This is a genomic window from Streptomyces nodosus (assembly GCF_008704995.1).
GTDB lineage: Bacteria > Actinomycetota > Actinomycetes > Streptomycetales > Streptomycetaceae > Streptomyces > Streptomyces nodosus.
This window is the reverse complement of the sequence record NZ_CP023747.1, coordinates 2,534,086-2,559,702: the sequence shown is the minus strand read 5'-3', so window position 1 is coordinate 2,559,702 and position 25,617 is coordinate 2,534,086. Positions and strand designations below refer to the sequence as shown.

Sequence of the window (25,617 nt, the reverse complement as noted above, 5' to 3'; positions counted from 1 at the left end):
CCTTCCCGCAGCACGCCCCGTGCGGGAGGCTCGCATATGGCGACATCCTTACGAGGAGGCATCAAGTGGTCGACGCGGATCAGACATTCGTCATCGTCGGGGGAGGTCTCGCGGGCGCCAAGGCGGCCGAGACGCTCCGCGCGGAGGGTTTCACCGGCCGCGTGATACTGATCTGCGACGAGCGCGACCACCCCTATGAGCGACCTCCCCTGTCCAAGGGCTTTCTGCTCGGCAAGGAGGAGCGCGACAGCGTCTTCGTCCATGAGCCCGCCTGGTACGCGCGCAACGACATCGAACTGCACCTCGGCCAGACCGTCGACGCCCTCGACCGCCACGCCCGCACGGTCCGGCTCGGCGACGACGGCACCCTCATCCACTACGACAAGCTGCTGCTGGCGACCGGCGCCGAGCCCCGCCGCCTGGACATCCCGGGCACGGACCTCGCCGGCGTCCACCATCTGCGCCGCCTCGCCCACGCCGAGCGCCTCAAGGGCGTCCTCGCCTCGCTCGGCCGGGACAACGGCCATCTGGTGATCGCGGGCGCCGGCTGGATCGGCCTGGAGGTCGCGGCGGCGGCCCGCGAGTACGGCGCGGAGGTCACCGTGGTCGAGCCCGAGCCGACCCCGCTGTACGGGGTCCTCGGTCCGGAGCTGGGCAATCTCTTCGCCGAGCTGCACCGCGAGCACGGTGTCCGCTTCCACTTCGGCGCCCGGCTCACCGAGATCGTCGGCCAGGACGGCCTGGTGCTGGCCGCCCGCACCGACGACGGCGAGGAGCACCCCGCGCACGATGTGCTCGCCGCCATCGGCGCGGCACCGCGCACCGCGCTCGCCGAGGCGGCCGGCCTGGAGATCGCCGACCGGGCGCACGGCGGGGGCGTGGTGGTCGACGAGCGGCTGTGCACCTCCGACCCCGACATCCACGCGGCCGGTGACATCGCCTCCTTCCGGCACCCCCTCTTCGGCACCCGGCTGCGCGTGGAGCACTGGGCGAACGCGCTCAACGGCGGCCCGGCGGCGGCCCGGGCGATGCTGGGCCGGGAGGTCACCTTCGACCGGGTGCCGTACTTCTTCTCCGACCAGTACGACCTGGGGATGGAGTACTCCGGATGGGCGCCGCCCGGCTCGTACGACGAGGTGGTGATCCGGGGCGACGCCGGGAAGCGGACCTTCGTCGCGTTCTGGCTGACGGAGGGCAGGGTGCTGGCCGGGATGAATGTGAACGTGTGGGATGTCACAGATCCGATCCAGCGCCTGATCCGGGCGCGGACGGTCGTCGACCAGGAGGCCCTGGCGGACCCGGGGGTGCCGCTGGAGAGCCTGGCCCCCTGAGCCGGCGGCGGGCGTCCGGCGCGCCGCGCCGCACACCGGGCCGCCCCGGAGGCGCCTTGGACCCCGGACCCGGGCCGTCCAGGGTTCCCCCCGGCGGCCCGGACCCCGGCCGGGGTCCGGCGGTCCCGCCGGGGGTGTCCGACCCGCCCCGTAGAATCGCCTCGTGGCAGGACGGATCAACGACGAGGACGTGAAGGCGGTTCGGGACGCGGTCCCGATCGACTCCGTCGTGGCCGAGTACCTCCAGCTGCGCAACGCGGGCGGCGGAAACCTCAAGGGTCTCTGCCCCTTCCACGACGAGAAGTCGCCGTCCTTCCAGGTCAGTCCCAGCAAGGGCCTGTTCCACTGCTTCGGCTGCCAGGAGGGCGGCGACACCCTCACCTTCGTGATGAAGGTCGACCACCTCTCCTTCTCCGAGGCGGTAGAGCGCCTCGCCGCCCGGGCCGGCATCACCCTGCGGTACGAGGAGGGCGGGTACAACCCCACCCACCAGCGCGGCGAGCGCATCCGCCTGGTCGAGGCCCACCAACTCGCCGCCCAGTGGTACGCCGAGCAGCTCGACTCCAGCCCCGAGGCCGAGACGGGACGGAAATTCCTCGCCGAGCGTGGCTTCGACCAGGCCGCCGCGCTCCACTTCAACGTCGGCTACAGCCCCCAGGGCTGGGACCACCTCACCCGCCATCTGCGGGGCAAGGGCTTCAGCGACAAGGAACTGCTGCTGTCCGGCCTCTCCCAGGAGGGCCGCCGCGGCCCCATCGACCGCTTCCGCGGCCGGCTGATGTGGCCCATCCGCGACATCGGCGGGGACGTCGTGGGCTTCGGCGCCCGAAAGCTCTACGAGGCGGACAACGGACCGAAGTATCTGAACACCCCCGAGACGGCGATCTACCGCAAGTCCCAGGTCCTCTACGGCATCGACCTGGCGAAGAAGGACATCGCCAAGTCCAGCCGGGCGGTGGTGGTCGAGGGCTACACCGATGTCATGGCCTGCCATCTCGCCGGTGTCCCCACGGCCATCGCGACCTGCGGCACGGCTTTCGGCGGCGAGCACATCAAGATCCTCCGGCGCCTGCTGATGGACAACGGCAGCGCCCGGGTGATCTTCACCTTCGACGGGGACGCGGCCGGCCAGAAGGCGGCCCTGCGCGCCTTCGAGGACGACCAGAAGTTCGCGGCCGAGACCTATATCGCCATCGCCCCCGACGGCATGGACCCCTGTGAGCTGCGGCTGGCCAAGGGCGACGAAGCGGTCGCCGACCTCGCCGAACCCCGTACGCCGCTCTTCGAGTTCGCACTCCGCCAGATCGTGAGCCGCTACGACCTGGAGACCCCCGCGGGCCGCGCCGCCGCGCTGGACGAGGCCGCCCCGGTGGTGGCCCGTATCAAGAACAGCGGCGCCCAGCACGAGGTCGCGGTCCAGCTCGCCGGCATGCTCGGCATCCTGGACACCCAGTTCGTGGTCAAACGGGTGGCGCAGCTGGCCCGTTGGGCGCGCGACCGGGGCGGCAGGGGTCCCGCCCCCGGTGGCCGGCGCCCCGAGCAGCCGTACCAGGAGGCCCCCCGCCCGACCGTGACCGGACCGGCGCTCAACCTCCGCAACCCGGTCTATGCGACCGAGCGTGAACTGCTCAAACTCGCCCTCCAGCAGCCGGAGCTGGTCTCCCCGGCGTTCGACGCCTATGGGGTCGACGAGTTCACCGCGGCGCCCTATGCGGCGGTCCGCCGGACGATCCTGGAGGCGGGCGGCGCCGAATGGGGCGTCCAGGACCCCCAGGAATATCTGGTCCGGGTCCGCGAGGCCGCCCCCGACGACACGGTCCGCGCCATGGTCACCGAGCTGGCGGTCGAGGCCATCCTGCGCAGGACGGTGGACGAGGCCTATGCGGGCACCGTGCTGGTCACGGTCCGCCGCCGCGCGGTGGAACGCCGGGTCCGTGACGTCCAGAGCACTCTGACCCGGCTCGGCCATCAGGCTGACCCGGCCCAGCTGTCCGCCGTGCAGAACGAACTGTGGGTGCTTCAGCAGTACGACCAGGCCCTGCGGGAGCGGGGCGCGACGGCCCTGTGAGGCCGCGGGAGGTGCGCCGGGCTTCCCGCTGAGGGCCCCGGCACCGGGATGCCGGGCGAGTAACCGCCCGGTCACCCTGTGAACGCAAAAAGTGCTCGCACGCCCCTCGTGGCGGCGATATGTCGTACCCCACACTGGGGTGCGGTGCCTGAGTCCTCGGAGCGCGGCCGACCCGCCCACGGCGGGTCCGGCGCCCCCGCGCTTCCGCTCGACGACTGAGGGATGGCCGGAGATCGGACCGCCGGTCCCATCCCCGACGTACCGCTGCCGGCTGCCTCGGCAGCGACATCCATGGAGGTCGCCCCCGTGCAGACCCAGACCCTCGCCCAGACCGACATCCCTGCCGATGAGCCCGACGCGGAGCCCGGCTCCCTCGCCGCGATGCCCCCGCAGAGCCGGCTCACGCACCACCCCGAGGGGGAGACGGGGCCGCGGATCACGTCCGGGTCCGCCGGGCCGCCCGCCGCGGCGGCGGAGGCCACCGAAGCCGCCGGGACCACCGCAGTCGCAGAGCCCGACGAGGCCGTCGAGACGTCCGAGCCCGTCGAGCCGCTCCAGGGATCCGCCGACACCGGGGGCCCCTCCTCGGACCTGTTCCGCCAGTATCTGCGCGAGATCGGCCGTATCCCGCTGCTCACGGCCGCCGAGGAGGTCGATCTCGCCCGCCGCGTCGAGGCGGGACTGTTCGCCGAGGAGAAGCTGGGCTCCGCCCCCGATCTGGACACCCGGCTCGCCCTGGACCTGGACCGCCTCGTGGTCATGGGCCGGATGGCCAAACGACGGCTGATCGAGGCCAATCTGCGGCTGGTCGTCTCCGTCGCCAAGCGCTATGTGGGCCGCGGACTGACCATGCTCGATCTGGTCCAGGAGGGAAACCTCGGCCTGATCAGGGCCGTCGAGAAGTTCGACTACGCCCGCGGCTACAAGTTCTCCACCTATGCGACCTGGTGGATCCGCCAGGCCATGTCCCGCGCCCTGGCCGACCAGGCCCGCACCATCCGGGTCCCGGTCCATGTGGTCGAGCTCATCAACCGGGTGATCCGCGTCCAGCGCCGGATGCTCCAGGAGCGCGGCCGCGAACCGACGCCCGAGGAGGTCGCCGACCATCTGGACCTGCCCGTCGAGCGGATCGGCGAGGTGCTGCGGCTCGCCCAGGAGCCCGTCTCGCTGCACGCCCCCGTGGGCGAGGAGGACGATGTGGCCCTCGGCGACCTCATCGAGGACGGCGACGCCACGAGCCCCGTGGAGTCCGCCTCGTTCCTGCTGCTGAGGGAGCATCTGGAGGCGGTCCTGTCCACCCTGGGCGAGCGGGAGCGGAAGGTCGTCCAGCTGCGGTACGGGCTGGCGGACGGCCGCCCCCGCACCCTGGAGGAGATCGGCGGCATCTTCGGGGTGACCCGCGAGCGGATCCGCCAGATCGAGTCCAAGACGCTCAACAAGCTCCGGGACCACGCCTTCGCGGACCAGCTCAGGGGCTATCTGGACTGAGGGGACCGCCCCGCAGGACGGTCCCCTCGGACAACCGGCGGCCGGCCCGCCGCGACCTCAGTCCACCTCGGCCACGGCCTGGGCGAACTGCGCCTGGTACAGCCGCGCGTAAGCGCCCTCGGCGGCCAGCAGCTCGCTGTGCGAGCCCTGTTCGACGATCGAGCCGTTCTCCATCACCAGAATCGTGTCCGCGTCCCGGATGGTCGACAGCCGGTGGGCGATCACGAACGACGTCCTGCCGTGCGCCAGCTTCGCCATCGCCTTCTGGATCAGGACCTCGGTCCGGGTGTCGACCGAACTCGTCGCCTCGTCGAGGACCAGGATCACGGGGTCGGACAGGAACGCCCGGGCGATGGTGATCAGCTGCTTCTCACCCGCGCTGACGCCCGTGCCCTCGTCGTCGATCACGGTGTCATAGCCGTCCGGCAGCGTACGGACGAACCGGTCCGCGTGCGCGGCCCGCGCCGCCTCCTCGATCTCCCCGCGGGTCACCTCGCGCGCGGCACCGTAGGCGATGTTCTCCGCGATGGTGCCGCCGAACAGCCAGGTGTCCTGGAGCACCATCCCTATCCCGGCGCGCAGTTCGTCCCGGGACATCTTGGCGATGTCGACCCCGTCGAGCGTGATGCGCCCGCCGGTGACCTCGTAGAACCGCATCAGCAGGTTCACCAGGGTCGTCTTGCCCGCTCCGGTCGGGCCGACGATCGCCACCGTGTGGCCCGGCTCCACCTTCAGCGAGAGGTTCTCGATCAGCGGCTTCTCGGGGTCGTACCGGAACGAGACGTTCTCCAGCGCGACCCGTCCCCGCAGCTCCTCCGGACGCACCGGCTCCTCGGGGTCGGCCTCCTGCTCGTCCGCGTCCAGCAGCTCGAAGATCCGCTCCGCCGAGGCGACACCCGACTGCACCAGGTTCGCCATCGAGGCGACCTGGGTCAGCGGCATGGAGAACTGCCGCGAGTACTGGATGAAGGCCTGCACATCGCCGATGGACAGCGACCCGGAGGCGACCCGGAGGCCACCGACCACGGCCACCAGCACATAGTTGAGGTTCGACACGAACATCATCAGCGGCTGCATCACACCGCTGTTGAACTGCGACTTGAACCCGGCCTCGTACAACGCGTCGTTCTGCCGGGCGAACTGCGCGGCCGACTCCTTCTGGCGCCCGAACACCTTCACCAGCGTGTGCCCGGTGTACATCTCCTCGATGTGCGCGTTGAGCTGGCCGGTGGAGCGCCACTGCTGCACGAAGTGCGGCTGCGAGCGCTTGCCGACCCGGGTGGCCACCACGAAGGACAGCGGCACGGTCACCAGCGCGACCAGCGCCAGCAGCCAGGACACCCAGAACATCATCACCAGCACGCCCACGATGGTCAGCAGGGAGTTGACGAGCTGACCCATCGACTGCTGGAGCGTCTGCTGGATGTTGTCGACGTCGTTGGTGGCGCGGCTGAGCACCTCACCGCGCTGCCGCTTGTCGAAGTACGACAGCGGAAGCCGCGACAGCTTCGCCTGGATGTCCTCGCGCAGCCGGTAGACGGTCTTGTTGATGGCCCGGTTGGAGAGCCGGGTGGACACCGCCATCAGCAGGCCGGCCGCCAGGAAGGTGCCGAGCGCCAGCAGCAGGACGTTCCCCACGGCGCCGAAGTCGATGCCCTTGCCCGGGGTGAAGTCCGTGCCGGAGAGCATGTCGGCGACGCCGCCCTCGCCCCGCCGGCGCATCGACTCCAGGACCTGTTCCTTGCTCGCCCCGGCCGGCATCTGACGGCCGACGATGCCCGCGAAGACCAGGTCGGTGGCCCTGCCGAGGATCTTCGGGCCGACCACGGAGAGACCCACGCTCAGCACACCGCAGGCGATCATCGCGTACATCGTCGGGCGCTCGGGTCTGAACTGGGAGAGGAGCCGCTTGCTCGACCCCTTGAAGTCCATCGAGCGCTGGTCGGGGCGCCCTCCGGCCATCATGCGTCCCATGGGACCGGCCATCAGGCAGCCTCCGCTTCCGTCAGCTGGGAGAGCACGATCTCCCGATAGGTCTCGTTGTCCGCCATCAGCTCGTGGTGGCGGCCGGTGCCCACCACCCGGCCCTCGTCCAGGACCACGATCCGGTCGGCGTCCCGGATGGTCGACACCCGCTGGGCGACGATCAGCACCGTGGCCTCGGAGGTCTCCCGGGAGAGCGCCGTGCGCAGCGCCGCGTCGGTCGCGTAGTCCAGCGCGGAGAAGGAGTCGTCGAAGAGATAGATCTCCGGGCGCTGCACCAGGGTGCGGGCGATCGCCAGACGCTGCCGCTGACCGCCGGAGACATTGGTGCCGCCCTGGGAGATCGGCGCGTCGAGGCCGCCCTCCAGGCGCTCCACGAAGTCCTTGGCCTGCGCCACCTCCAGCGCGTGCCACAGCTCCTCGTCGGTGGCGTCCGGCCGGCCGTAGCGCAGATTGGTGGCGACCGAGCCGGCGAACAGATACGGCTTCTGCGGGACCATCCCGACCGTCCTGGCCAGCAGCCCGGGGTCGATCTCCTGGACGCCCACGCCGTCCACGAGCACCTCGCCCTCGGTGGTGTCGAAGAGGCGGGGGATCAGCCCGAGCAGGGTCGACTTGCCGCTGCCGGTGGAGCCGATCACCGCCGTGGTCTCACCGGGCCGCGCCACCACGTCGACGGCCTTGAGCACCGGCTCCTCGGCACCCGGGTAGCGGAACCCGGCGCCGCGGATCTCCAGATGACCGTGGCGCCGCAGCTCGGTCACGGGCGCCGCGGGCGGCACCACGCTGGACTCGGTCCCGAGCACCTCCTGGATGCGCTCGGCGCACACCTCCGCGCGCGGCACCATCATGAACATGAAGGTGGCCATCATCACGGACATCACGATCTGCATCAGATAGGCGAGGAACGCGGTCAGGTCGCCGATCTGCATGCCCCCGCTGTCGATGCGGTGCGCGCCGAACCAGACCACCGCGATCGAGGAGAGGTTCACCACGGTCATCACCATGGGGAACATCAGCGCCATGGTGCGTCCGGTGCCGAGGGCCACCTCGGTGAGATCGCCGTTGGCGCCCCGGAAGCGGTCCTTCTCGTAGCCGTCGCGGACGAAGGCGCGGATGACCCGGTTGCCGGAGATCTGCTCGCGCAGCACCCGGTTCACCGTGTCCAGCCGGACCTGCATGCTGCGGAACAGCGGCCGCAGCCGACGCACGATCAGCGTCACACAGAGTCCGAGCACGGGCACCACGGCCACCAGGACTCCGGACAGCGGTACATCCAGACCGAGCGCCAGGACGATGCCGCCCACACACATGATCGGCGCCGACACCAGCAGGGTGAACGACATCAGGGCGAGCATCTGCACCTGCTGCACGTCGTTCGTGGTGCGGGTGATCAGCGACGGCGCCCCGAAGTGGCTCACCTCACGGGAGGAGAAGGACTGCACCCGGTCGAACACGGCGGCCCGGACGTCCCGTCCGAGCGCCGAGGCCGTGCGGGCGCCGAAGTAGACGGCGCCCATGTTGCAGACGACCTGGCCGAGGGAGACCCCGATCATGAGACCGCCGAAGGCCAGGATGTAGCCCGTGTCGCCCTTCACGACGCCGTTGTCGATGATGTGCGCGTTGAGGGTGGGCAGGTAGAGCGTGGCGCAGGTCTGCAGCAACTGCAGCAGCACCAGGAGGGCGATGGGTTTCTTGTACGGGCGCAGATAGGCCCTCAGCAGTCGTATGAGCACGAGATCTCTCGGGTCGTCGACGGGCGGCGTGGTGGTCGGTTGGTGCACCACCCCCTATCGTCGAACACTCCACCCGCGTTACCTCAACCGATTAACCCAACAGCAGGCCAAGAACGCGCCGGATTCAGCCTCGGCGGGCAGTCCGGCCGGGGGAAGCGGGGCGGGGGTGACATGGCGCACACTGCGGCACACTTCGGCACGCGCGACGCCCCGCGGGCCGTACGCGCCCCTCGTGCCACCCCGTCCGCCGGGCCCGTGAGCCCCTCGGATCCCCCTCGGATCCCTATGCGTGGAACGCCCCCGGATGCGCCTGCTCGCGCACCGACACGTACTGCTGGCGTACGGCCTGGCCCACCGCCAGTTCGTCGCCCGGCTCCAGGGCCTGGGCCGCCGCGCCCTGCCAGGCGGGCGGGGTACGCGGGTCGAGGGTCCCCTGCGACACACCGAGGGACCAGGCCGCCTGCCGGGCCGCGCCGATCGCCGCGTAGTCCGCGGGCTGCGGCACCACGACCTGCACCCCGAACAGCGCGGGCGCCGCGGCCTGCACGACGGGCAGCTCGGCGGCGGGGCCGAGCAGAAAGATCCGCCGTACCTCCACCCCGCGCCCGCGCAGCACGTCCAGCGCGTCGGCGAGACCGCACAGCATGCCCTCGAACGCGGCGCGCGCCAGGTGCTCCGGCTTCATCGACTCGCGGCGCAGCCCGGCCAGAGTGCCCGCGGTGTGCGGCAGGTTCGGGGTCCGCTCGCCCTCCAGATAGGGCAGCATCACCAGCCCGTGCGCCCCCGGGGTCGACTTCATCGCCAGCTCGGACAGGGCCTCCAGGTCCGGCACGCCGAGCAGTTCGGCGGTGCCGCGCAGGGCCCGCACCGCGTTGAGCGTGGTCACCACGGGCAGATGCATGCCCGTGGCGTCCGCCAGCGAGGTGATCATCCCGGTCGAGTCGACGAGCGCCTCGGGATGTACGGCCATCACCGACCCGGAGGCGCCCAGTGAGACCACCGCGTCGCCGAGCCCCATGCCCAGGCCCAGCGCGGCGGCCATGGTCTCCCCGGTGCCCGCGGAGATCAGCAGGCCCTCCGGGGTGGTACCCGCCGGCTCGGACGGGCCCAGCACCTCCGGCAGGGCGGCCTGGTGCCCGAGCGCCAGCTCCACCAGGTCCGGACGGTAGACCCCGGTCGCCGCCGACCAGTACCCGGTCCCGGAGGCACCGCCGCGGTCGGTGGCTCTTCTCATGGGCCGGCCGAGCAGCTGCCACACGATCCAGTCATGGGCCTGCAACAGCGACACGGTGCGCCGCGCGTTGTCGGGTTCGGTCCTGGCGAGCCAGCGGAGCTTGGTCACCGGCTGCGCCGCCTGGGGGACGGATCCGACCGCCTCGGCCCACGCCCGCCGGCCCCCGAGGGCGTCGACGAGGTCGGCGGCCGCCACCTGCGCCCGCTTGTCGCCGCCGACCAGCGCGGGCCGCACGGTGCCGCCCTGGGCGTCGAGCGGGACCAGCGCGTTCTGCTGCGAGGAGACGCCGATGGCCTGCACGCCCTCCAGAAGACCGCCGCCGGCCGCCTCCCCGAGGGACAGCAGCCAGGCCTGCGGATCGACATCGGAGGGCCGGCCGCCCTTCTCGGGACGGTCCACCGGATGCGGTGCGTATCCCTGCTTGAGAACGGCGCCCGTATCCGAATCACAGACGACGATACGAGTGAAATCGGGCGAACTGTCCAACCCGGCGACTATCCCCATGGCGGAAATTCTGCCGTACGGAGGGCGATGTCCGCGCCGCGCCGGGGTGGGAACGCGGGGCGCTCTCCCGGCGCGGCGGCGGTCAGCTGGTGCTGCTGCCCCAGTCGTCCCGGCCGTCGCCGTCGGTGTTCCGCTCCCGCAGCGAGCGCACCCGGGCGGCGACCGAGTCGGGCATCCGGTCGCCGACCTTGTCGCTCACCGTGTGGAGCGCCTTCCCGGCGATCTCGCGGCCCTGCTGGACGGCGGTCTCGGCGGTGTTGCGGACGGCGGGGTTCTGCGTGACCTGACGGGCCGACTTCTTCAGCTGCTCGTACCGTTCACGCCCGGCCCGTGTGCCCAGCACATAGCCCAGAACCAGCCCGGCGACGAACGTGAGCCGATAGCGCATGACGGCCACCCTTCCCTTGCATCTGCGTCGTCCCCTGCGGGGGCATCGGTCGCGGGGAGTATCGATTGGCGGAGCACCCCCCTGCTTGCGCTAATGTATGTGTCGCAGCGAGCGCGCGCCCCCTGGAGAACACCCCGGGAGGTACGTTCGACGCGACGAGGCATTCCTCCGTAGCTCAATTGGCAGAGCAGCCGGCTGTTAACCGGCAGGTTACTGGTTCGAGTCCAGTCGGGGGAGCTCGGTCCTCCGTAGCTCAATTGGCAGAGCAGCCGGCTGTTAACCGGCAGGTTACTGGTTCGAGTCCAGTCGGGGGAGCATGCTGAACGAGGACCCCACAGGGGTCCTTTTTCATGTCCGCGGGGGCCGCCACACACATGGCGTAGCTCTCAAGGTCATCTGAAGCCGACCATCCGAAGCAGGAGATCGTATGAGCGGCTATGCTGCGGCAGACGGCGCGCACACATGTGCGCGACGCGCCGTACGGGGCGGTAGCTCAGCCGGTTAGAGCAGCGGACTCATAATCCGTCGGCCGTGGGTTCGAGTCCCACCCGCCCCACTCCAGCTTCGCGGGCGCAGGAAGGTTTTCCCTTCACATGACCGCGTCCACGGTGCACCTCCGGTGGCCCGCGGCGTCGGAACGACATGCCGAGGTCACCCGGGTGCAGGCACACCGGGCCGACGCCCGGCCGGGACGGTGTCACCTCACCCGGACGAAGGGCGCATCCCATGGAACTGGCCCGGACGGTGGCCCTGCTCGACCGGTGGCTGGAGGAACACGCCCCGGGTGACTTCCGGCAACTCGCCCCGCCCGCCGAGTCCGCACGGGCCGCAGCGGTGACGGAGAACCGGTTCCAGCCGCATCCTGACGTCCTGTCCTGGCTCGCCCTGCACGACGGCTCGGCCCTCGACCCCAGGTCCGCCGCGGGCGCCTTCGTGCCCACCGACTTCCCGTTGCTGGGGGCCGCCGGTATGCGTGACGGGCTGCGGGAGATGGCGGAGGAGGTCGCCCGGGCACAGGAGGAGGGCGAAGCCGAGTATGTCGTCGGCGTGATGGCGGACGTGCGCTGGCTGCCGGTGGCGATGAACCACACCGGCGGACAGCTCGTGGTCGACCACCGGGAGGGCCCCGGTTTCGGCGCGGTCCTGGAACTGGATCCGTCCATCGGCCTGGACGGGGTGAAGCGCTGGGACAGCCTGTCCCATCTCCTCGACTCGGTCCTGGACGCCCTGGTCCACGGCACCCCGGTCGCCACGGCCGGGGCCGGCGGTGCGCGGAACGTCCCACGCGTCGAGGACACGGGGAACCCGCTGCCCCATGTCGTCTGGGACCTCTACTACAGCTGACCGACCGGCATGACCGAAGGGCCCGTCCGGAACCCGGTGTGCGCGCCGGGTCAGGCCGCCAGGGTGTCCAGGTTCAGGGGGCGGATCCGGCCCTCCAGCATGGCGCCGAGGCCCTGCACGGCGCAGATGTCGGGGCGTTCGGCGATGTGCACGGGCATGCCGGTGGCCTGACGGAGCATCTGGTCGAAGCCCGGCAGCAGCGCACTGCCCCCGACCATCATGATCCCGCGGTCGGCGAGGTCGGCCACCAGATCGGGCGGGCAGTCCCGCAGCACCTTGCCGATGCCGTCGAGGACACCGGTCAGCGGAGTCTGGATGGCCAGACGTACGGCGGCGGTGTCGATCCGCACGGACCGCGCGAGCCCGGTCGCCACGTCCCGTCCCTGGATCTCGGTGGAGGCGGGGCCGTTCGGGGAGAGCCCATTGCCCGAGAGGGCGACCTGAAGGGGGCGCACCGACTGGCTCGGCAGCATCAACGCGTGCTCGTGCCGCAGATGTTGCACGATCGCACGGTCCACCGCCTCCCCGCCCACCGGGACCCGCTCGGCGGTCACGATGTTTCCGAGCGACAGCACGGCGATCTGGGTGGCGGCGGCCCCGCACACCATGATCATGGAGGCCTCGGGCTGTTCGACGGGCAGCCCGCACCCCACGGCGGCCGCGACCAGGGTGTCCACCAGCTCCACCCGCCGGGCCCCCAGCCCGACCAGGGTCTCGATCGCCGCGCGCTGGGCCAGCGGATCCGCGTCGTGCGGGGTGCAGGCGGCCGCCCGCAGCCGGGGCTTGCGGCGCAGGCTGCGGCGCAGCGGGTCGCCCAGCAGATGGCGCAGCATGCGCTGGGCCATCTCGATGTCGACGACGGTGCCACCGGAGACGGGCCGAACCACACGGATGTACGAAGGCGTGCGTCCCGTCATCTGCTCGGCGAACTCGCCGACCGCCATCAGCGCACCGGTCCGGGTGTTCACCGCGGCGGCACTGGGCTGGTCCACCACCAGCCCGGCGCCCTTGACATACACACGGGTCCTCGCCGCCCCCAGATCGACGGCGAAGTGGCAGCGGCGCAACTGGTCCAGACTGACGGTCATGGCGGTACCTTCCGAGAACAGACCGTGGGCGGTCGCCCAGGGCCCCTTCCGGCGGGCCCCGCAACGCCGCGGTGCCCGCCGGAAGCACCCTGATGCGGGCCTTTCCTCGTCCATCGTGTGCCGTGGGCCGGGGCCGCGCCTCCCGAGATGGGCCGGGCGAGGCTGCGCCGGACGGGTGGTCCCGGGCGCGTCGCACCCCAGGGCGCCGGGTCTTTGCCGGGGGCCGGTCAGCCCTGGCCCAGGGACCGCTTCATGATCTTCCCCATGTCGTTGCGGGGCAGCGCCTCCAGATGACGGACCACCCGCGGGCGCTTGTGCGGGGCGAGACGGCGGGCCACATGCTCGGCCAGTTCCTCGGCGCCGGGCGCGTCGGCGGGGTCCGCCGGCACCACCCAGGCGACGATCCGCTCGCCCAGATCCTGGTCCGGCTCCCCGGTGACCGCGGCCTCCCGCACCCCAGGGTGCTCGAGCAGCGCGTTCTCGATCTCCCCCGCCCCGATCTTGTACCCGCCGCTCTTGATGAGGTCGGTGGCCTTGCGGCCCACGATGCGCACATATCCGTCGGCCTCGCGCACCGCCATGTCGCCGGTACGGAACCAGCCGTCGGCGGTGAAGGCGCCGGCGGTGGCGTCGGGCCGGTTGAGGTACTCGGTGAACAGATTCGGGCCGCGCACCTGGATCTCGCCGACGGTCTCCCCGTCGTACGCGGTGATCGGGGTGCCGTCCTCCTCGGTGAGCCGCAGCTCCACCCCGGGCAGCGGCACGCCGACCGTGCCGGGGCGCGCCTCACCGTCCGCGCGCACGCTGGTGTTCATCAGTGTCTCGGTCATGCCGTACCGCTCGATGACACGGCGGCCGGTCGCGGCGGCGATCCGCTCGTGGTCGTGGACCGGCAGCGCCGCCGAGCCGGAGACCAGCAGCCGCGCCCCGGCCAGCGCCTTGGCCAGCGCCGGGTCGTCGGTCAGGGCCTCGGCGATGCGGTGGTACATCGTCGGCACCCCGAACAGCATGGTCGCCCCGTCGGTCAGCTCGCGTGTCACGCCGTCCGTGCCGAAGCGGCCCAGATGCCGTACGGACCCGCCGCGGCGGAGCGGTCCGAGCATGCCGAGGACCAGTCCGTGCACATGGAACAGGGGCAGTCCGTGCACCAGTACGTCGTCCCCGGTCCACTGCCAGGCGTCCGCGAGCGCGTCCAGTGTGGCGGTCACGGCACGGCGGGGGATCACGGCGCCCTTGGGCGGCCCGGTGGTCCCGGAGGTGTAGACGACCAGGGCGGCGTCCTCGTCGTCCGCCTCGGCCGGAGCGAACGCCCCCACGCCCCGCACCGCCACCTCGATGCGCTCCAACTCGCTCACGGGTGAGGGGAGTTCCGCTCCGGGGGCGGCCAGCACCAGGGAGGGCGCGCTGTCCGAGAGGATGTGCGTCAGCTCGCTCTGCCCGGATTTCGGGTTGAGCGGGACGACCGGCACCCCGGCGGTCAGCGCGGCCACCACCCCGACGGCGGTCTCCAGGGAGGGCGTGGCCCACACGGCCACCCTCCGCGGGACTCCCGAACCGGTGCGCGCGCCGCCGATCCGCCCGGCGAGCGCGCCCACCGCGGCGGCCAGCTCCGCATAGGTCAGGGCCCGCTCCCCGAAGCGCAGGGCGGGCCGCTCCCCGGCCGAGGGGTCGTGCAGAGCGGGAAAGAGGGAGGACACGCGCGCACTCCTTGCGTCGGATACGGATGCACGGACACCGGGGCCGTCCCCGACGTCTTCCCTCGTTCCTACACCAGAGCGAGCGGAACCCGCCCCGGAGCGGTCGCGGTCCCGGCGGCACGGCATCCGGCCCGGAGAAGGCCAGGAAGGGGGGTGCCGCGTTTCCCGGGGGGTTGTTAGCCTGCGCGCAGCAACGGTCCTACGAACAGGAGCACAGAGGTGTCCCGCACCGCCGCCGCCCGAGTCGCGCTCGTCACCTGCCGTCCCGGGCCCGAGGTCGCGGAGGACCATGATCTGCCCGTGCTCATCCGTGAGTTGCGGGCGGCGGGGGCCGAGGCCGAGGCCGTGCACTGGGACGACACGGAGGCCGACTGGGCGGCGTACGACCTGGCCGTGATCCGCTCCACCTGGGACTACAGCTGGCGGGCGGCGGAGTTCGCCGCCTGGGCCGAGCGGTGCGGGAAGGCCACCCGGCTGGCCAATCCGGCCGATGTGGTGCGCTGGAACGCCGACAAGCGTTACCTCGGGGAACTGGCCGCGGCGGGCGTCCCGGTCGTCCCCACGCGCTATATCGCCGCCGGCGATCCCGTCGAGCTGCCCGACGACCAGGAGTACGTGGTCAAGCCCACCTCGGGCGCGGGCGCCCGGTTCGCCGCCCGCTACCCGAGCGGGGAGCACGACACCGCCGTACGGCAGCTCGCGCGGATGCACGCCGAGGGGTTCACCGCGATGGTGCAGCCCTATGTGCGGGGCATCGACACCCACGGGGAACGCGCGCTTCAGTTCTTCGGCGGGCGGCTGGTGCACGCCAGCCGCAAGGGGGCCGTACTCGCGCCCGGCACCCCCTATGACGAGCGGAAGGTCGCCCATCCCGGTCTGGAGCCCTGGACCCCGACCCAGGAGGAGCTCGCCGTCGCCGAGCGAGCCCTGGCCGCGGTGCCGGGGGCCTCGGAACTGCTCTACGCCCGGGTCGACCTGGTGGACGGCGCGGACGGCGGGCCCTGGGTGATGGAACTGGAGCTCGTCGAGCCCAACCTCTTCCTCGGACTGCACCCGGGCTCGCTGTCCCCGGTGGTGGAGGCGATCCTCACGGCCGCCCGCTGACCCGCACCCGCTGCAACAGCCCCCAGGTGAACTCCGCCGCGCACGCGTGCGGGGTGCCCGAGGCGTCCGGCGCGGTGAAGGCCAGGCCCCACCGGGTGGGGGCGGTGCCCTCCAGCGGGCGGGCCGGGGCGAAGGCGCGGGCCACCTCGTCGACGGTGGCCGACCAGGGCGTCAGATCCTCCAGGGTCCGGGGCCGCGCGGCGGGAGTGCCGGGCGCTCGCACCAGCCACTCGTTCCACACCGCTCCGGTCGGCCCGACCAGCGCCTCGAAGCGCAGCTCGGGCCAGAGCGGCACCGGCCAGAGCAGGGCCTCACAGTCGAGGTCGCCGATCCTGCGGGGCGTGGCCGACTCGGGCTCGCCCAGGACGGAACGGATGAGGGACCTCCGGGTCACGGGTGTCCCGGAGCGGGGGAGGGCGCCGGCGGAGCGGGACCGCGGGGAGCGGAGCATCGCCTGCCAGCGCCTGTTGGCCTCACGCATCTCGGCGAGGGAGACCCCCAGCGTGTGACGGGCGTCCTCCACCAGGTCGGGATTGTGGTCGGCCATGCGGCGCAGCAGCACCAGCTGGAAGTCGAGCGGGGTGAAAGGGCCGGCGGGGCGCTTCGCGGACGGCATGCACCCCATGGAACACCCTCGGCGCCCCGGTCCGGGTCACTTCGCACCCGTACCCGGGGCGCCGTCCTGGTCAGCCCCCCGCGCCGGGGGAGTGCACCCGTCGTACCGGGACTCCTCCGGCCGCCCGGCCGAGCAGGGTCAGCCCGACCTTTCCGGGCCCGGCCGGTGTGGTCCCGTCGGCGAGCACCGCCAGCGCGAGTGTGTTGTCGCCCTGGGTGTCGAGCACACCGTTCGGCAGGACGAAGGTGTGCTGGGGGCCCACGTCGTTGATGTACTGGCCGAGGTTCCAGCCGTTGAGGAAGATCTGCACCCGGTAGGCGCGGGACGGGTCGTCGGTGAGGGTCAGCCCGATCGAGGCGTCCGTCCCGGACGGCACCGCCAGCCGGAAGCCCGTCCGGTACCAGATCACCCCCTGCCCCTGCTCGGTGCGCGGCAGCGCGGCCGGTGTCCAGTCGCCGTCGCCGAACCCGGGCAGATGCCAGCCCTGGCGCTCCCCGTACAGTCCGCCGTTGTTGAGCGGTCCGCGTACCGGGTCGGGGGCCGCCTCGCCCTGGATCCGCCAGGCCACCCGGGGCGTCGCGCCCTCGAAGGAGACCGAGAGCAGCCCGCGCCCCGCCTTGTGGCTGTCCTCGGCCCGCCCGTCCTCGTCGTGCTGCATCCGGCGCACCAGCACGGACAGCACATGGGGTCCCGTGCCGGGGGCGAGCGGGAAGGTGGCCGTCGCCGACCAGGTCCCCTGCCGCACCGTCTTCTTGCCGGGCACGGGCATGCGATGTGTGCCCAGCGGCTTTCCGTCCAGCCACGCCATCAACAGCCCCTGGGTGCCGGTGACATAGGAGAAGGAGACCGACCGGGCGCCGGCGGCGTCCGGGAAGCGGCCCCGGTACCAGACGTCCCCGTAGTGGAAGCCGTAGTCGTCAGCGAGCAGCACGGGCTGCCCGGCGGGCACCGGGGTGATGCTGTACGACGTCGTCCGGTCGGCCTTCCGCCAGGCCGAGTCGTCGAAGCGGGGGGCCGCCTCGGGGTTCTCGGCCCTGCGGCGCCATCCGGTCAGCGCGGGCAGCCGGACCCGGCCCGCCCCCGGCAGCCGCCGGGTGGCGCGCAGACTGCCGGAGGGGGTGGCACGGGTCCGTACCGGGTGCCGGTTCCAGGCGACCTCGGTCACCCCGTGCGGCAGCCACGCCTCCAGGTCCGCCTCCTCGACGGTGTCGCCGGTCAGCAGCGCGGTCGTGCCGTGCAGGGAGGCGGTGCGCAGCAGCGCGGGCCCGTACACCAGCAGGGACCCGGACGGGGTGTCGTGGCGCCACAGCCGCAGGGAGGTCTCGTCGTCGGCGAGCAGAAGCAGCAGCGGCCGGGCCACCCCCGCGCCCTCCACCAGGACCCGGGTGAGACCGCCGAGCCGCGCCTCCACCCGGAGCGTGCCGTCCCGGTGGGTGTGCTCGGCCTGTCCGGCGAGCACCCTGACGGCCGGGGCGGTCGGGGACTCCAGGACGGTCCGGGTGGTCTCGCCCGCACGGCCCGTGAACACCGCGATGTCCTGGCGGCCCACGGCCAGCCGCAGCATGGGCTGGGCGGTGGAGTGGCGCAGCTTCCGGTGCCCCAGCGAGAGCCCGGTGGCCAGCAGCCGGGCGTCGAGCGCGGGGACCGGCACCCGCAGGGTGTCCCCGGAGAGCGGCACGGCGGCCACGAGCTCGGCGGCCGTGTCGTTGCGCAGCACGTGGATGCGCGCACGGGTGGACGGGTTGACGAGGTGGTACGCCCTGAGCCCCGGGCCGCCGCCGACACCGAGGTCCTCCGCCCGGTCCAGCTCGGCCAGCTCGGGCACGCTGCCCAGCAGATGTCCGAGCTGATGCATCGGGACCAGTTTGGCGGTGGGCTGCCGGGCCTCGTCCAGGGCGGCCCCGTAGTCGTAGGAGGTGTAGACGACCGGCGCGGGCAGCCAGCCCCAGGAGGTGCCGCCGAAGGTCATATAGACGTTGTGGATCGTGATGCCGTTGGCGAGGTTGGTCAGATAGAAGCGCCGCTCGTAGGCCGCGTCCCGGGTGCGGCGTGACTCCGCGTACCCCTTGCGGTCGAACTCGGCGCCGCCCCAGGGGTCGAACCAGCCGCCCCCGAACTCGGCCAGGAAACCGGGGGTGCCGGGGCTGGCCGAGGCCCCGCCCTTCGCCCCGCCGGGGCCGAAGTACCCCCAGTCCGGGGGTGTCCGGGACGGCGAGGGGTAGCCGTCGAAGCCGTACAGCCAGCGGCCGTGCTCCCCGCCCGTGTCGAAGCTGCCGGGCACCCAGTGACCGTTTCGGCCCTTGTCGTTGTGGAAGAGGGGTACGTCGATGCCGTCGGCGCGGGCCTTGTGGTGCAGATGGGCCATGTAGGCGCGGCCGGTGGCCTCGGTCACATGGTCGGCGTACTCGTTCTCCAGCTGGTAGAGGACGATCGTGCCGGTGCCCCTGGTGTACAGGTGCCGCACCGCGATCCGGTTCACCGCGGTCAGCCACTCGTCCACATGGCGCAGATAGGCCGGGTCGGCGGTGCGGGCCTTGCCCCGGGTCGCGGTCAGCCAGCCGGGGAAGCCGCCCGCGTCGACCTCCGCGTTGATGTACGGGCCCGGCCGCAGGGTGACATACAGCCCCACCTCGGCGGCGGTGCGCAGAAACAGGTCGAGGTCGCGGACGCCGGTGAAGTCGTACCGGCCCGGGGCGGGGGAGTGGTAGTTCCAGGAGACATAGACGCTCACCGTGTTGTAGCCGTGGGCGCGCATCTTCTCCAGGACGTCCCGCCACAGGGACGGACTGGGCAGCCGGAACGGGTGCATCTCGCCGGACCACAGCACGACCCGCCTGCCGTCGATGAGCATCGAGTGCGCGTCGAAGCCCACCGTGTGCGGGTGTCCGTCCGCGCCGGGCGGTCCGGTGGCGGGCCCGCCGGGGGCGTCGGCGGCGGCGTACACCTCGCCGTTCCCGCCGGGCGGGAGGGCGAGCGCGGCGGTGCCGACGAGTGCGCTGAAGGTACGTCTGCTCAACACCAAGAGGGTCTCCTCGGGGGCGCGGGTGCCGTGACGGCCGTCACGGTCGGGCAGGGTCCTCGGAGAGAGCAACGAGCGGGGCGCGTGAGGAGATCGGTGCAGGCGGACGGATTAGCCGGTATGGGCGGCGGCCGACCGGACGTGCGGCGGGGCGGCGGCACCCGGGGGGCGCGGGCACGACCGCGCCCCGCACCGGAGAGCGGTGCGGGGCACGGTCGGGTACGGGCGGCGTCCCGGGAGGAGACACCGGCTCCGTCAGTACGGGCCGTTGACGTTGTCGATCGAGCCGTAGCGGTGGTACGCGTAGTTGCACGCGGCGGTGATGTTGGCGATCGGGTCGTAGATGTCCCACGAGGTGCCCGACACGTGGTACGCGTTGAACGTGGGCTGGATCACCTGGAGCAGACCCTTGGAGGGGATGCCCTTGGCGGCGTTGGAGTCCCACAGGTTGATGGCCTTGGGGTTGCCCGAGGACTCACGGATCACATTGCGGTAGATGCCGTTGTAGGAGCCCGGGATGTTGTGCTTGGCCATGACGTCCAGCGACTCCTTGATCCAGCCGTCCAGGTTGTTGGCGTAGGTCTTGACGCCGGAGGACGAGGCGGAGGTGGAGGCCGAGGACGAGGACGAGGACGGGGTGGAGGCCGTGGAGGCCTTGGACGCCGTGGAGGCCGAGGAGGAACTCGCCGAGGACGACGCTGTCTTCGCGGTGGTTCCGGCGGGCAGCTTCAGGACCTGGCCCGGATAGATCGTGTAGGGGCTGGAGAGGTTGTTGGCCGACGCGATGGCCTGCCAGCCGCCCGGCACGTTCAGGGTGCGGGCGATCGCGATCAGGTGGTCGCCGGACTGGACGGTGTAGGCGGTCCGGGCGGTGCTCTGTGCCTTGGTCACCGTGGTGGCCGGGGCGGCGTCGGCAGCATGGGCCGTCCCGAGTCCGACCGTGCAGGCCAGGGCGAACGAACCGAGGGCGACGGCGCCACCGGCGCGGAGCCGGCGCGTACGGGTCGAGCGTATGGCGGCATGAAGGGGCATGGTGCGGTCCTTTTTCCAGGAAATGCATCACCCGCAGTTGCCGGTTCCCCTCGACAATCAGCACCGCTTTTCGATGGGCGATGCGCTGCGGCGAGCACATTCTTAGCCGCCGGGAATAGGTCTAGAAATACCCTTTTTACTAACCGGCCTAGTTGTCATCCGACTACCGTGTCGGGCGAGACTCGCGGGAAAACTGGACGGTAAGGGCCGTATAAAGCACTAGCGCGCTTCGTAAGTGAAGTGCATCACGGGTTCCACGAAAAGCGGCCCAAGGGGCGAAATTGTGACGTGATGCGAGTTTGGTGTTTTTTCCGAGCAAATCGGGCATATGGTGGCCGGTTTGTGCCCCGAAGCACGCCGCGGCCGGTCCCGGGGAGGGGGACCGGCCGCGGGGCTGTGTCGCTCAGCCGACCTGGTGGTACATCCCGCCCGCCGCGGGCCAGCCCGTCGGCTCGGGGGCCGGCTCCGGCTGGGTGCGTCCGCGGACCTGTGCCGCGGTGAGGCCGCCCGCGGCGGGCACGCCGCGCCGGTTCTGTGCGGAGACCGCATATCCGGGCGGGCCGGTCAGGGGAGGCGCCCCGGCGGGCAGGCCGGGGGCGACGGGCGCGATCCCCGGCGGCATCGCGGCCGCGGGTGCCATGGGCGCGGCGGCCGCCGGTGCGGGCAGGGGCGCGGGGACCGGTGCCGCCGGGGCGGGGAGCGGCGGCACCGGCAGCGGGGCGGGCACGGACCTGGGGTCCGGTACGGGGTCCGGCGCCGAGCCGGGGGCCAGCGACGGCATCGCCGCGGCCTGGGCGGCGATGCCCCTGAGGCCTGCCCCGTTGGTCCGGCCGACGAGGCGGTCCACCGCGGCCGTGCCCGAGCTGTAGCCGTTCTGGTCGCCGGGCCCGGGCGCGGCGGTCTCCCTCCCGGCCTCCTGGAGCACCTGCCCAAGGGCGGCCACCAGGCGGCGCACATCCTCCTGGGGGCGCACCACGAGCCGCAGAAAGCGGCTGGACGAACCGATCTTGTTGCCGCACTCGCGCACCAGGATCCGGTGCCGGGTGAGCAGTCGGTCCCGGACCACGGTGCCCTCGGCGCCCACGGGGAGGCGCACGAAGAGGAAGTTGCCCTGGGACGGATAGATCGTCAGACCGGGGACCTGGGAGAGCGCGCGGGCCATGTCCAGCCGGTCCCGCCGGACCTGGTGCAGGCTCTGGTGGTAGGCGGCGCCGTGCTCCTTCAGCATGAACACCACGTGTTCGGCGAAGGAGTTGAGGTTCCACTTCGGCAGCATCGAGCGGACCCGGCCCGCGAGCGAGGGATTGGCGACCAGATAGCCGAAGCGGATGCCGTGCAGACCGAAGTTCTTGCCGAGGCTGCGCAGCACGATGACATTGGGACGCATCATCGCGTCCTCGACGACACTGGGTTCGTTCTCCGTGTCGGCGAATTCCAGGAAGGATTCGTCGATCACGATAAGATCCAGATCCGCCATCGCGTCCAGGAACTGTATGAGCGCCTGCCGTTGCACGAATCCGCCGTCGGGATTGTTCGGATTGCAGATGACGGCGACGCGTGAACCGCGTCTGCGGATGAATTCGGCGTACCGGGCCAGGTCCAGGGTGAAGCCGCTGGATTCCTGGAGCGGAAACATGTCGACGCGCTTGCCGGTCTCCATCGGCTGGTCGGTCCAGCGGCCGAAGGTGGGCACGGGGACGGCGAGGGACTCCTGGACGAGCAGATGGTCGATCCAGGTGATCAGCTCGGTCGAGCCGTTGCCCATCGCCACACACTGCGGCGGCAGTTGGAGCAGGTCGCACAGTTCGGCCGTGATGGTGTCGGCGCCGCTCGGGTAATAGGTGAGGATCTCGCGCAGCCGTCCCGCCATCTCCTCGAACATGGCGGGCGTGGGGAAGTACGGATTGCAGGGGATGCAGAAGTCCACCGGGCCGGTTCCGTCGCCGCCCTGCCGTGCCAGCGCGGCCATCGAGGGGCTGTGCGCCGCCGCACTGCGGAACAGAGAGGTGACGCTGTCGGCCATGGAACCTCCGTATGGGGCGGGCCCGTGGGGACGGCGGGCCCGTCGTCTATGGGTGGCCCGTGCCGGGGGGGGAGAGCACGGGCCACCCACTCATACGGAGACGGGGGCGGTGTTGTTCAACCGATCGTCACGCGAAGCACCGCCGGTCCGGAAACCGCCGTCCGGCCACCCGCCCAGTCGTCCGGCCGGGCGCGCGCGACGGCTGCGGTGAGGGCTCCGAGGCGACGGTACTCCGAGTGGATACGAGTAACGCGCCACGCCGGAATGGCCGATTCACCACACAACCTTCACAGGACTGACTAGGAACGTGACCCGGGTCGAACCTAGTCTTCCGGCGTCATGGACTACTGCCACCCGTGCCGAAGACATCTCAACGGCGCCCTCGCCTGCCCCGGATGCGGCACCTCGATCGAACAGCTGGGTACCTATGCGGCCGAGGGTGCCGCGGGCCCCGGCGGCGACGGCCTCCCGGAGGACCAGGGTGCCGACGGCGCCGGTGACGCGGACGGCGGAGACGGCGGGGGCGATCCCGCCGAGGCCGCCGCGACGCCCTCGGCGGACGAGGTCCCGCCGCCGGCCGGGCCGCCCGGCCGGGGAGAGGCCGAGGAGTACGAGGCGTCGGACGACGAGGACGAAAGCCCCGGTGCACGGTCCGCGCGCCGGGAGCGCAAGGCCGCGGCGCATCGCAGGCGCCGGCGTCGGGTGCTGTTCACGGGCGCCGGGCTGCTGCTGGCCGTGGGCGGTCTGAGCCTGGCCGCCGAACTCGGCACCGAGACGCCGGGGGGCGCCCCCAACGGCACGGCCTCCGAGGGCGCGACGGCGGACGACGCGGCTTCGGTGGGGCATACTTCCGCCCCGTCCGGCGGAGCCGGGGGCGAGGGGGCGGCCGGTGCCGTCTCGGCGTCGGGATCGGCGTCGGCCTCGGCATCGGACTCCGCGTCCGCCTCCCCCTCCGAGTCGCCGTCGGACTCGGCGTCGGAGTCCGCCCAGGATGCGGCGTCCGGCTCCGATGAGGAGAAGGGCGGGTCCGAGGGCCGGTCCGCGGACGCCCCGCCCGCGTCCACCGACGACCCGGCCCCGGGCGCGACGGACCCGGCCGGCGAGGAGCCCGGCACGCCCCCGGCGGCGGACCCGCCCCCGCCGAGCCCGACCCCCACCCCGTCACCGTCGAAGACCTGCGACCGGTTCCTCTGGTGGTGCACCTAGGACTTTCGGTGGTGCACCCAGGGCCTTGTGGCGGTGACCGGCGCCGCGGCACTGAAGTCCGCGTCCGGGAGGCGGCGTCGGCCCGGGGGTCACGCCGCCAGCATGCGCAGCAGCAGGGCCCGTAGCGACAGCCGCTCCTCGTGGGAGAGACCGGCCAGGGGCTCCCGGGCGAAGTCGAGGGCGTCGCGCAGGCCGCGGGCCACCCGGCGGCCCTCCTCCGTCACCGCCGCCAGCTTCACCCGGCGGTCCTCCGGGTCCGGGCGGCGCTCCACCAGCCCCCGGGCCTCCAGCCGGTCCACGATCCCGGTGACATTGGACGGCTCGCACCTCAGCTTCTGCGCCAGCCGGCGCATCGGCAGCGGCTCCAGGGTCAGCAGGCTCAGCAGCTTCGCCTGAGCGCCGGTCAGCGCGTGCTCGGCCGCCGCCTCCTCGTACTCCTCGTGGTAGCGGGCCACGACCGTGCCGATGAGTTCGACGACCTCCAGGGTCAGGGGGTCCGTCCGGGGTGTCCTCTGCGTGGCCATGAGGTCCAGGCTACCCGCTTGCTTGACATCCTGAAATATTCAGGGGCATGGTTGTTTCAGGTCCTGAAACATTCTCCCGCGGCACGCCCGCCCACAGCACGTCCGCCCGGTGCCCGGCCCACGCGTCGGGGCCCGCGGCGGCGGCACCGCATCCGAGGAAGGGTTCCATGTCCGACACCCCCGCGCTCCCCGCCGTCAGCCGCGTCTGGCATCTGATCAGCCGTCCGGTCGGCCGTCCCGTGCCCGAGGACTTCGCCCTGGTCGAGGAGGAGCTCCCGCAGCCCGACGAGGGACAGGTGCTGGTGCGGAACGAGTACCTCTCCGTCGATCCCTATATGCGCGGCCGGATGAGCGCGGCCCGGTCCTATGCCGCCCCCTATGAGCTGGGCGGGCCGATGGCGGGCGGGGCGGTCGGCGAGGTCGTCGCCTCCCGCGCCGAGGGGATCGAGCCCGGCGACCATGTGCTGCACTCCTCCGGCTGGCGCGAGTACGCGGTCGTCGACGCCCCGCGGGCCGTCAAGCTCGACCCGGACGCCGCGCCGCTCTCCGCCTCTCTGGGAGTGCTGGGAATGACCGGACTCACCGCCTACGCCGGTCTGCTGCGCATCGCCGCTTTCAAGGAGGGTGACTCCGTCTTCGTGTCGGGCGCGGCCGGGGCCGTCGGCAGCCAGGTCGGCCAGATCGCCCGGCTCAAGGGGGCCTCCCGGGTCATCGGCTCCGCGGGCTCCGACGACAAGGTCCGGCTGCTCCTGGAGGAGTACGGCTTCGACGCGGCCTTCAACTACCGCAACGGCCCCGTGCGCAAGCAGCTGCGTGCCGCGGCCCCCGACGGCATCGACGTGTACTTCGACAATGTCGGCGGAGAGCACCTGGAGGCCGCCGTGGGCTCCCTCAACCGGGGCGGCCGGATCGCCCTCTGCGGCATGATCTCCGGCTACGACAACACCGAGCCCGCACCCGGCCCCAGGAACCTCGGCCGGCTCGTCCAGACCCGCGGCCGTATGGAGGGCTTCCTGGTCACGGACCACCACGACCTCCGGCCCCGGTTCCTGGAGGAGGCCGGAGCCTGGATCCGCTCCGGAGAGCTGAAGTACCGGGAGACCGTCGTCGAGGGCATCGAGAACACCCTTGAGGCGTTCCTCGGCGTCCTGCGCGGCGACAACATCGGGAAGATGATCGTCAAGCTCTGACACCCCGGGCCCCGGGACGCCGCCCGGCGGCACTTCTCGCCA

At 72.0% G+C, this 25,617-nt stretch carries 18 protein-coding genes and 3 tRNA genes; 10 read left to right on the top strand and 11 right to left on the bottom strand.

Translation table 11 applies throughout. The features are described from left to right. Positions 1–65 precede the first annotated feature (65 nt). The 3 genes from CP978_RS11650 to CP978_RS11640 all read left to right on the top strand — a co-directional run bounded on the left by CP978_RS11650 (position 66) and on the right by CP978_RS11640 (position 4,887). On the top strand, positions 66–1,331 hold the full coding sequence (locus tag CP978_RS11650) for an NAD(P)/FAD-dependent oxidoreductase (protein ID WP_043440064.1): 1,266 nt from the start codon (positions 66–68) through the stop codon (positions 1,329–1,331). A gap of 163 nt (positions 1,332–1,494) precedes the next feature. Beyond that, complete coding sequence (gene dnaG / locus CP978_RS11645) at positions 1,495–3,399, top strand: DNA primase (RefSeq protein ID WP_043440062.1); 1,905 nt, start codon at positions 1,495–1,497, stop codon at positions 3,397–3,399. Between the two features lie 222 nt (positions 3,400–3,621). After that, entirely contained in the window at positions 3,622–4,887 is a 1,266-nt protein-coding gene (locus CP978_RS11640) for an RNA polymerase sigma factor (RefSeq protein WP_063839051.1), read from the top strand. A gap of 57 nt (positions 4,888–4,944) precedes the next feature. Here the strand turns inward: CP978_RS11640 and CP978_RS11635 are convergent, their stop codons facing one another. The 4 genes from CP978_RS11635 to CP978_RS11620 form a co-directional block, all read right to left on the bottom strand. Next, positions 4,945–6,873, bottom strand: coding sequence for an ABC transporter ATP-binding protein (locus tag CP978_RS11635; protein ID WP_043440060.1), 1,929 nt, complete (start codon positions 6,871–6,873; stop codon positions 4,945–4,947). Further along, positions 6,873–8,606 (bottom strand): ABC transporter ATP-binding protein, encoded by a 1,734-nt coding sequence (locus CP978_RS11630; protein ID WP_043448429.1) that lies wholly within the window; start codon positions 8,604–8,606, stop codon positions 6,873–6,875. Before CP978_RS11630 ends, CP978_RS11635 begins: the two co-directional genes overlap by 1 nt. A gap of 283 nt (positions 8,607–8,889) precedes the next feature. After that, complete coding sequence (locus CP978_RS11625; RefSeq protein ID WP_150478203.1) at positions 8,890–10,344, bottom strand: FGGY family carbohydrate kinase; 1,455 nt, start codon at positions 10,342–10,344, stop codon at positions 8,890–8,892. A gap of 82 nt (positions 10,345–10,426) precedes the next feature. Then, entirely contained in the window at positions 10,427–10,732 is a 306-nt protein-coding gene (locus CP978_RS11620; protein ID WP_043440057.1) for a hypothetical protein, read from the bottom strand. A 164-nt stretch (positions 10,733–10,896) separates the two neighbouring features. Here CP978_RS11620 and CP978_RS11615 point away from each other — a divergent pair. The 4 genes from CP978_RS11615 (at position 10,897) to CP978_RS11600 (ending at position 12,076) form a co-directional block, all read left to right on the top strand. Then, positions 10,897–10,969, top strand: a tRNA-Asn gene (locus CP978_RS11615). Positions 10,970–10,974: 5 nt separating this feature from the next. Beyond that, positions 10,975–11,047 (top strand) — tRNA-Asn (locus CP978_RS11610). Positions 11,048–11,214: 167 nt separating this feature from the next. Then, a tRNA-Ile gene (locus CP978_RS11605) sits at positions 11,215–11,288 on the top strand. Between the two features lie 170 nt (positions 11,289–11,458). Further along, on the top strand, positions 11,459–12,076 hold the full coding sequence (locus CP978_RS11600; protein WP_052454085.1) for an SMI1/KNR4 family protein: 618 nt from the start codon (positions 11,459–11,461) through the stop codon (positions 12,074–12,076). Positions 12,077–12,126: 50 nt separating this feature from the next. Here CP978_RS11600 and CP978_RS11595 read toward each other — a convergent pair whose 3' ends face one another. Both CP978_RS11595 and CP978_RS11590 read right to left on the bottom strand, forming a co-directional pair. Continuing rightward, the gene (locus tag CP978_RS11595) at positions 12,127–13,164 is read right to left on the bottom strand and encodes a rod shape-determining protein (RefSeq protein ID WP_043440056.1); all 1,038 of its coding nucleotides are present in this window, start codon (positions 13,162–13,164) and stop codon (positions 12,127–12,129) included. A gap of 227 nt (positions 13,165–13,391) precedes the next feature. Beyond that, a complete protein-coding gene (locus CP978_RS11590) occupies positions 13,392–14,861 on the bottom strand; it encodes an acyl-CoA synthetase (RefSeq protein WP_043440055.1) in 1,470 nt (489 codons plus the stop codon). Positions 14,862–15,080: 219 nt separating this feature from the next. On the opposite strand from CP978_RS11590, the gene CP978_RS11585 reads away from it, so the two are divergent. After that, on the top strand, positions 15,081–15,965 hold the full coding sequence (locus tag CP978_RS11585; protein ID WP_043440053.1) for an ATP-grasp domain-containing protein: 885 nt from the start codon (positions 15,081–15,083) through the stop codon (positions 15,963–15,965). On the opposite strand, the gene CP978_RS11580 is transcribed toward CP978_RS11585, so the two are convergent. The 4 genes from CP978_RS11580 to CP978_RS11565 all read right to left on the bottom strand — a co-directional run bounded on the left by CP978_RS11580 (position 15,949) and on the right by CP978_RS11565 (position 22,655). Continuing rightward, positions 15,949–16,581 carry a hypothetical protein gene (locus tag CP978_RS11580; protein WP_376697922.1) on the bottom strand — a complete coding sequence of 211 codons (633 nt, stop codon included), beginning with the start codon at positions 16,579–16,581 and terminating at the stop codon, positions 15,949–15,951. The genes CP978_RS11585 and CP978_RS11580 overlap by 17 nt on opposite strands. A 70-nt stretch (positions 16,582–16,651) precedes the next feature. Next, on the bottom strand, positions 16,652–19,603 hold the full coding sequence (locus tag CP978_RS11575) for a beta-galactosidase (RefSeq protein WP_043440050.1): 2,952 nt from the start codon (positions 19,601–19,603) through the stop codon (positions 16,652–16,654). Between the two features lie 252 nt (positions 19,604–19,855). Next, positions 19,856–20,632, bottom strand: a complete 777-nt coding sequence (locus CP978_RS11570) for a LysM peptidoglycan-binding domain-containing protein (protein WP_043440049.1) — start codon at positions 20,630–20,632, stop codon at positions 19,856–19,858. Positions 20,633–21,035: 403 nt separating this feature from the next. Further along, positions 21,036–22,655 carry a pyridoxal phosphate-dependent aminotransferase gene (locus CP978_RS11565; RefSeq protein ID WP_150478202.1) on the bottom strand — a complete coding sequence of 540 codons (1,620 nt, stop codon included), beginning with the start codon at positions 22,653–22,655 and terminating at the stop codon, positions 21,036–21,038. A 339-nt stretch (positions 22,656–22,994) separates the two neighbouring features. Here CP978_RS11565 and CP978_RS34830 point away from each other — a divergent pair, with 339 nt between their 5' ends. Next, entirely contained in the window at positions 22,995–23,861 is an 867-nt protein-coding gene (locus CP978_RS34830) for an SCO2400 family protein (RefSeq protein ID WP_043440045.1), read from the top strand. Between the two features lie 89 nt (positions 23,862–23,950). Here CP978_RS34830 and CP978_RS11550 read toward each other — a convergent pair whose 3' ends face one another. Further along, complete coding sequence (locus tag CP978_RS11550) at positions 23,951–24,385, bottom strand: MarR family winged helix-turn-helix transcriptional regulator (RefSeq protein WP_043440044.1); 435 nt, start codon at positions 24,383–24,385, stop codon at positions 23,951–23,953. A 167-nt stretch (positions 24,386–24,552) separates the two neighbouring features. Between CP978_RS11550 and CP978_RS11545 the strand changes: the two genes are divergently transcribed. Next, positions 24,553–25,575 (top strand): NADP-dependent oxidoreductase, encoded by a 1,023-nt coding sequence (locus CP978_RS11545; RefSeq protein ID WP_043440043.1) that lies wholly within the window; start codon positions 24,553–24,555, stop codon positions 25,573–25,575. Positions 25,576–25,617 lie beyond the last annotated feature (42 nt).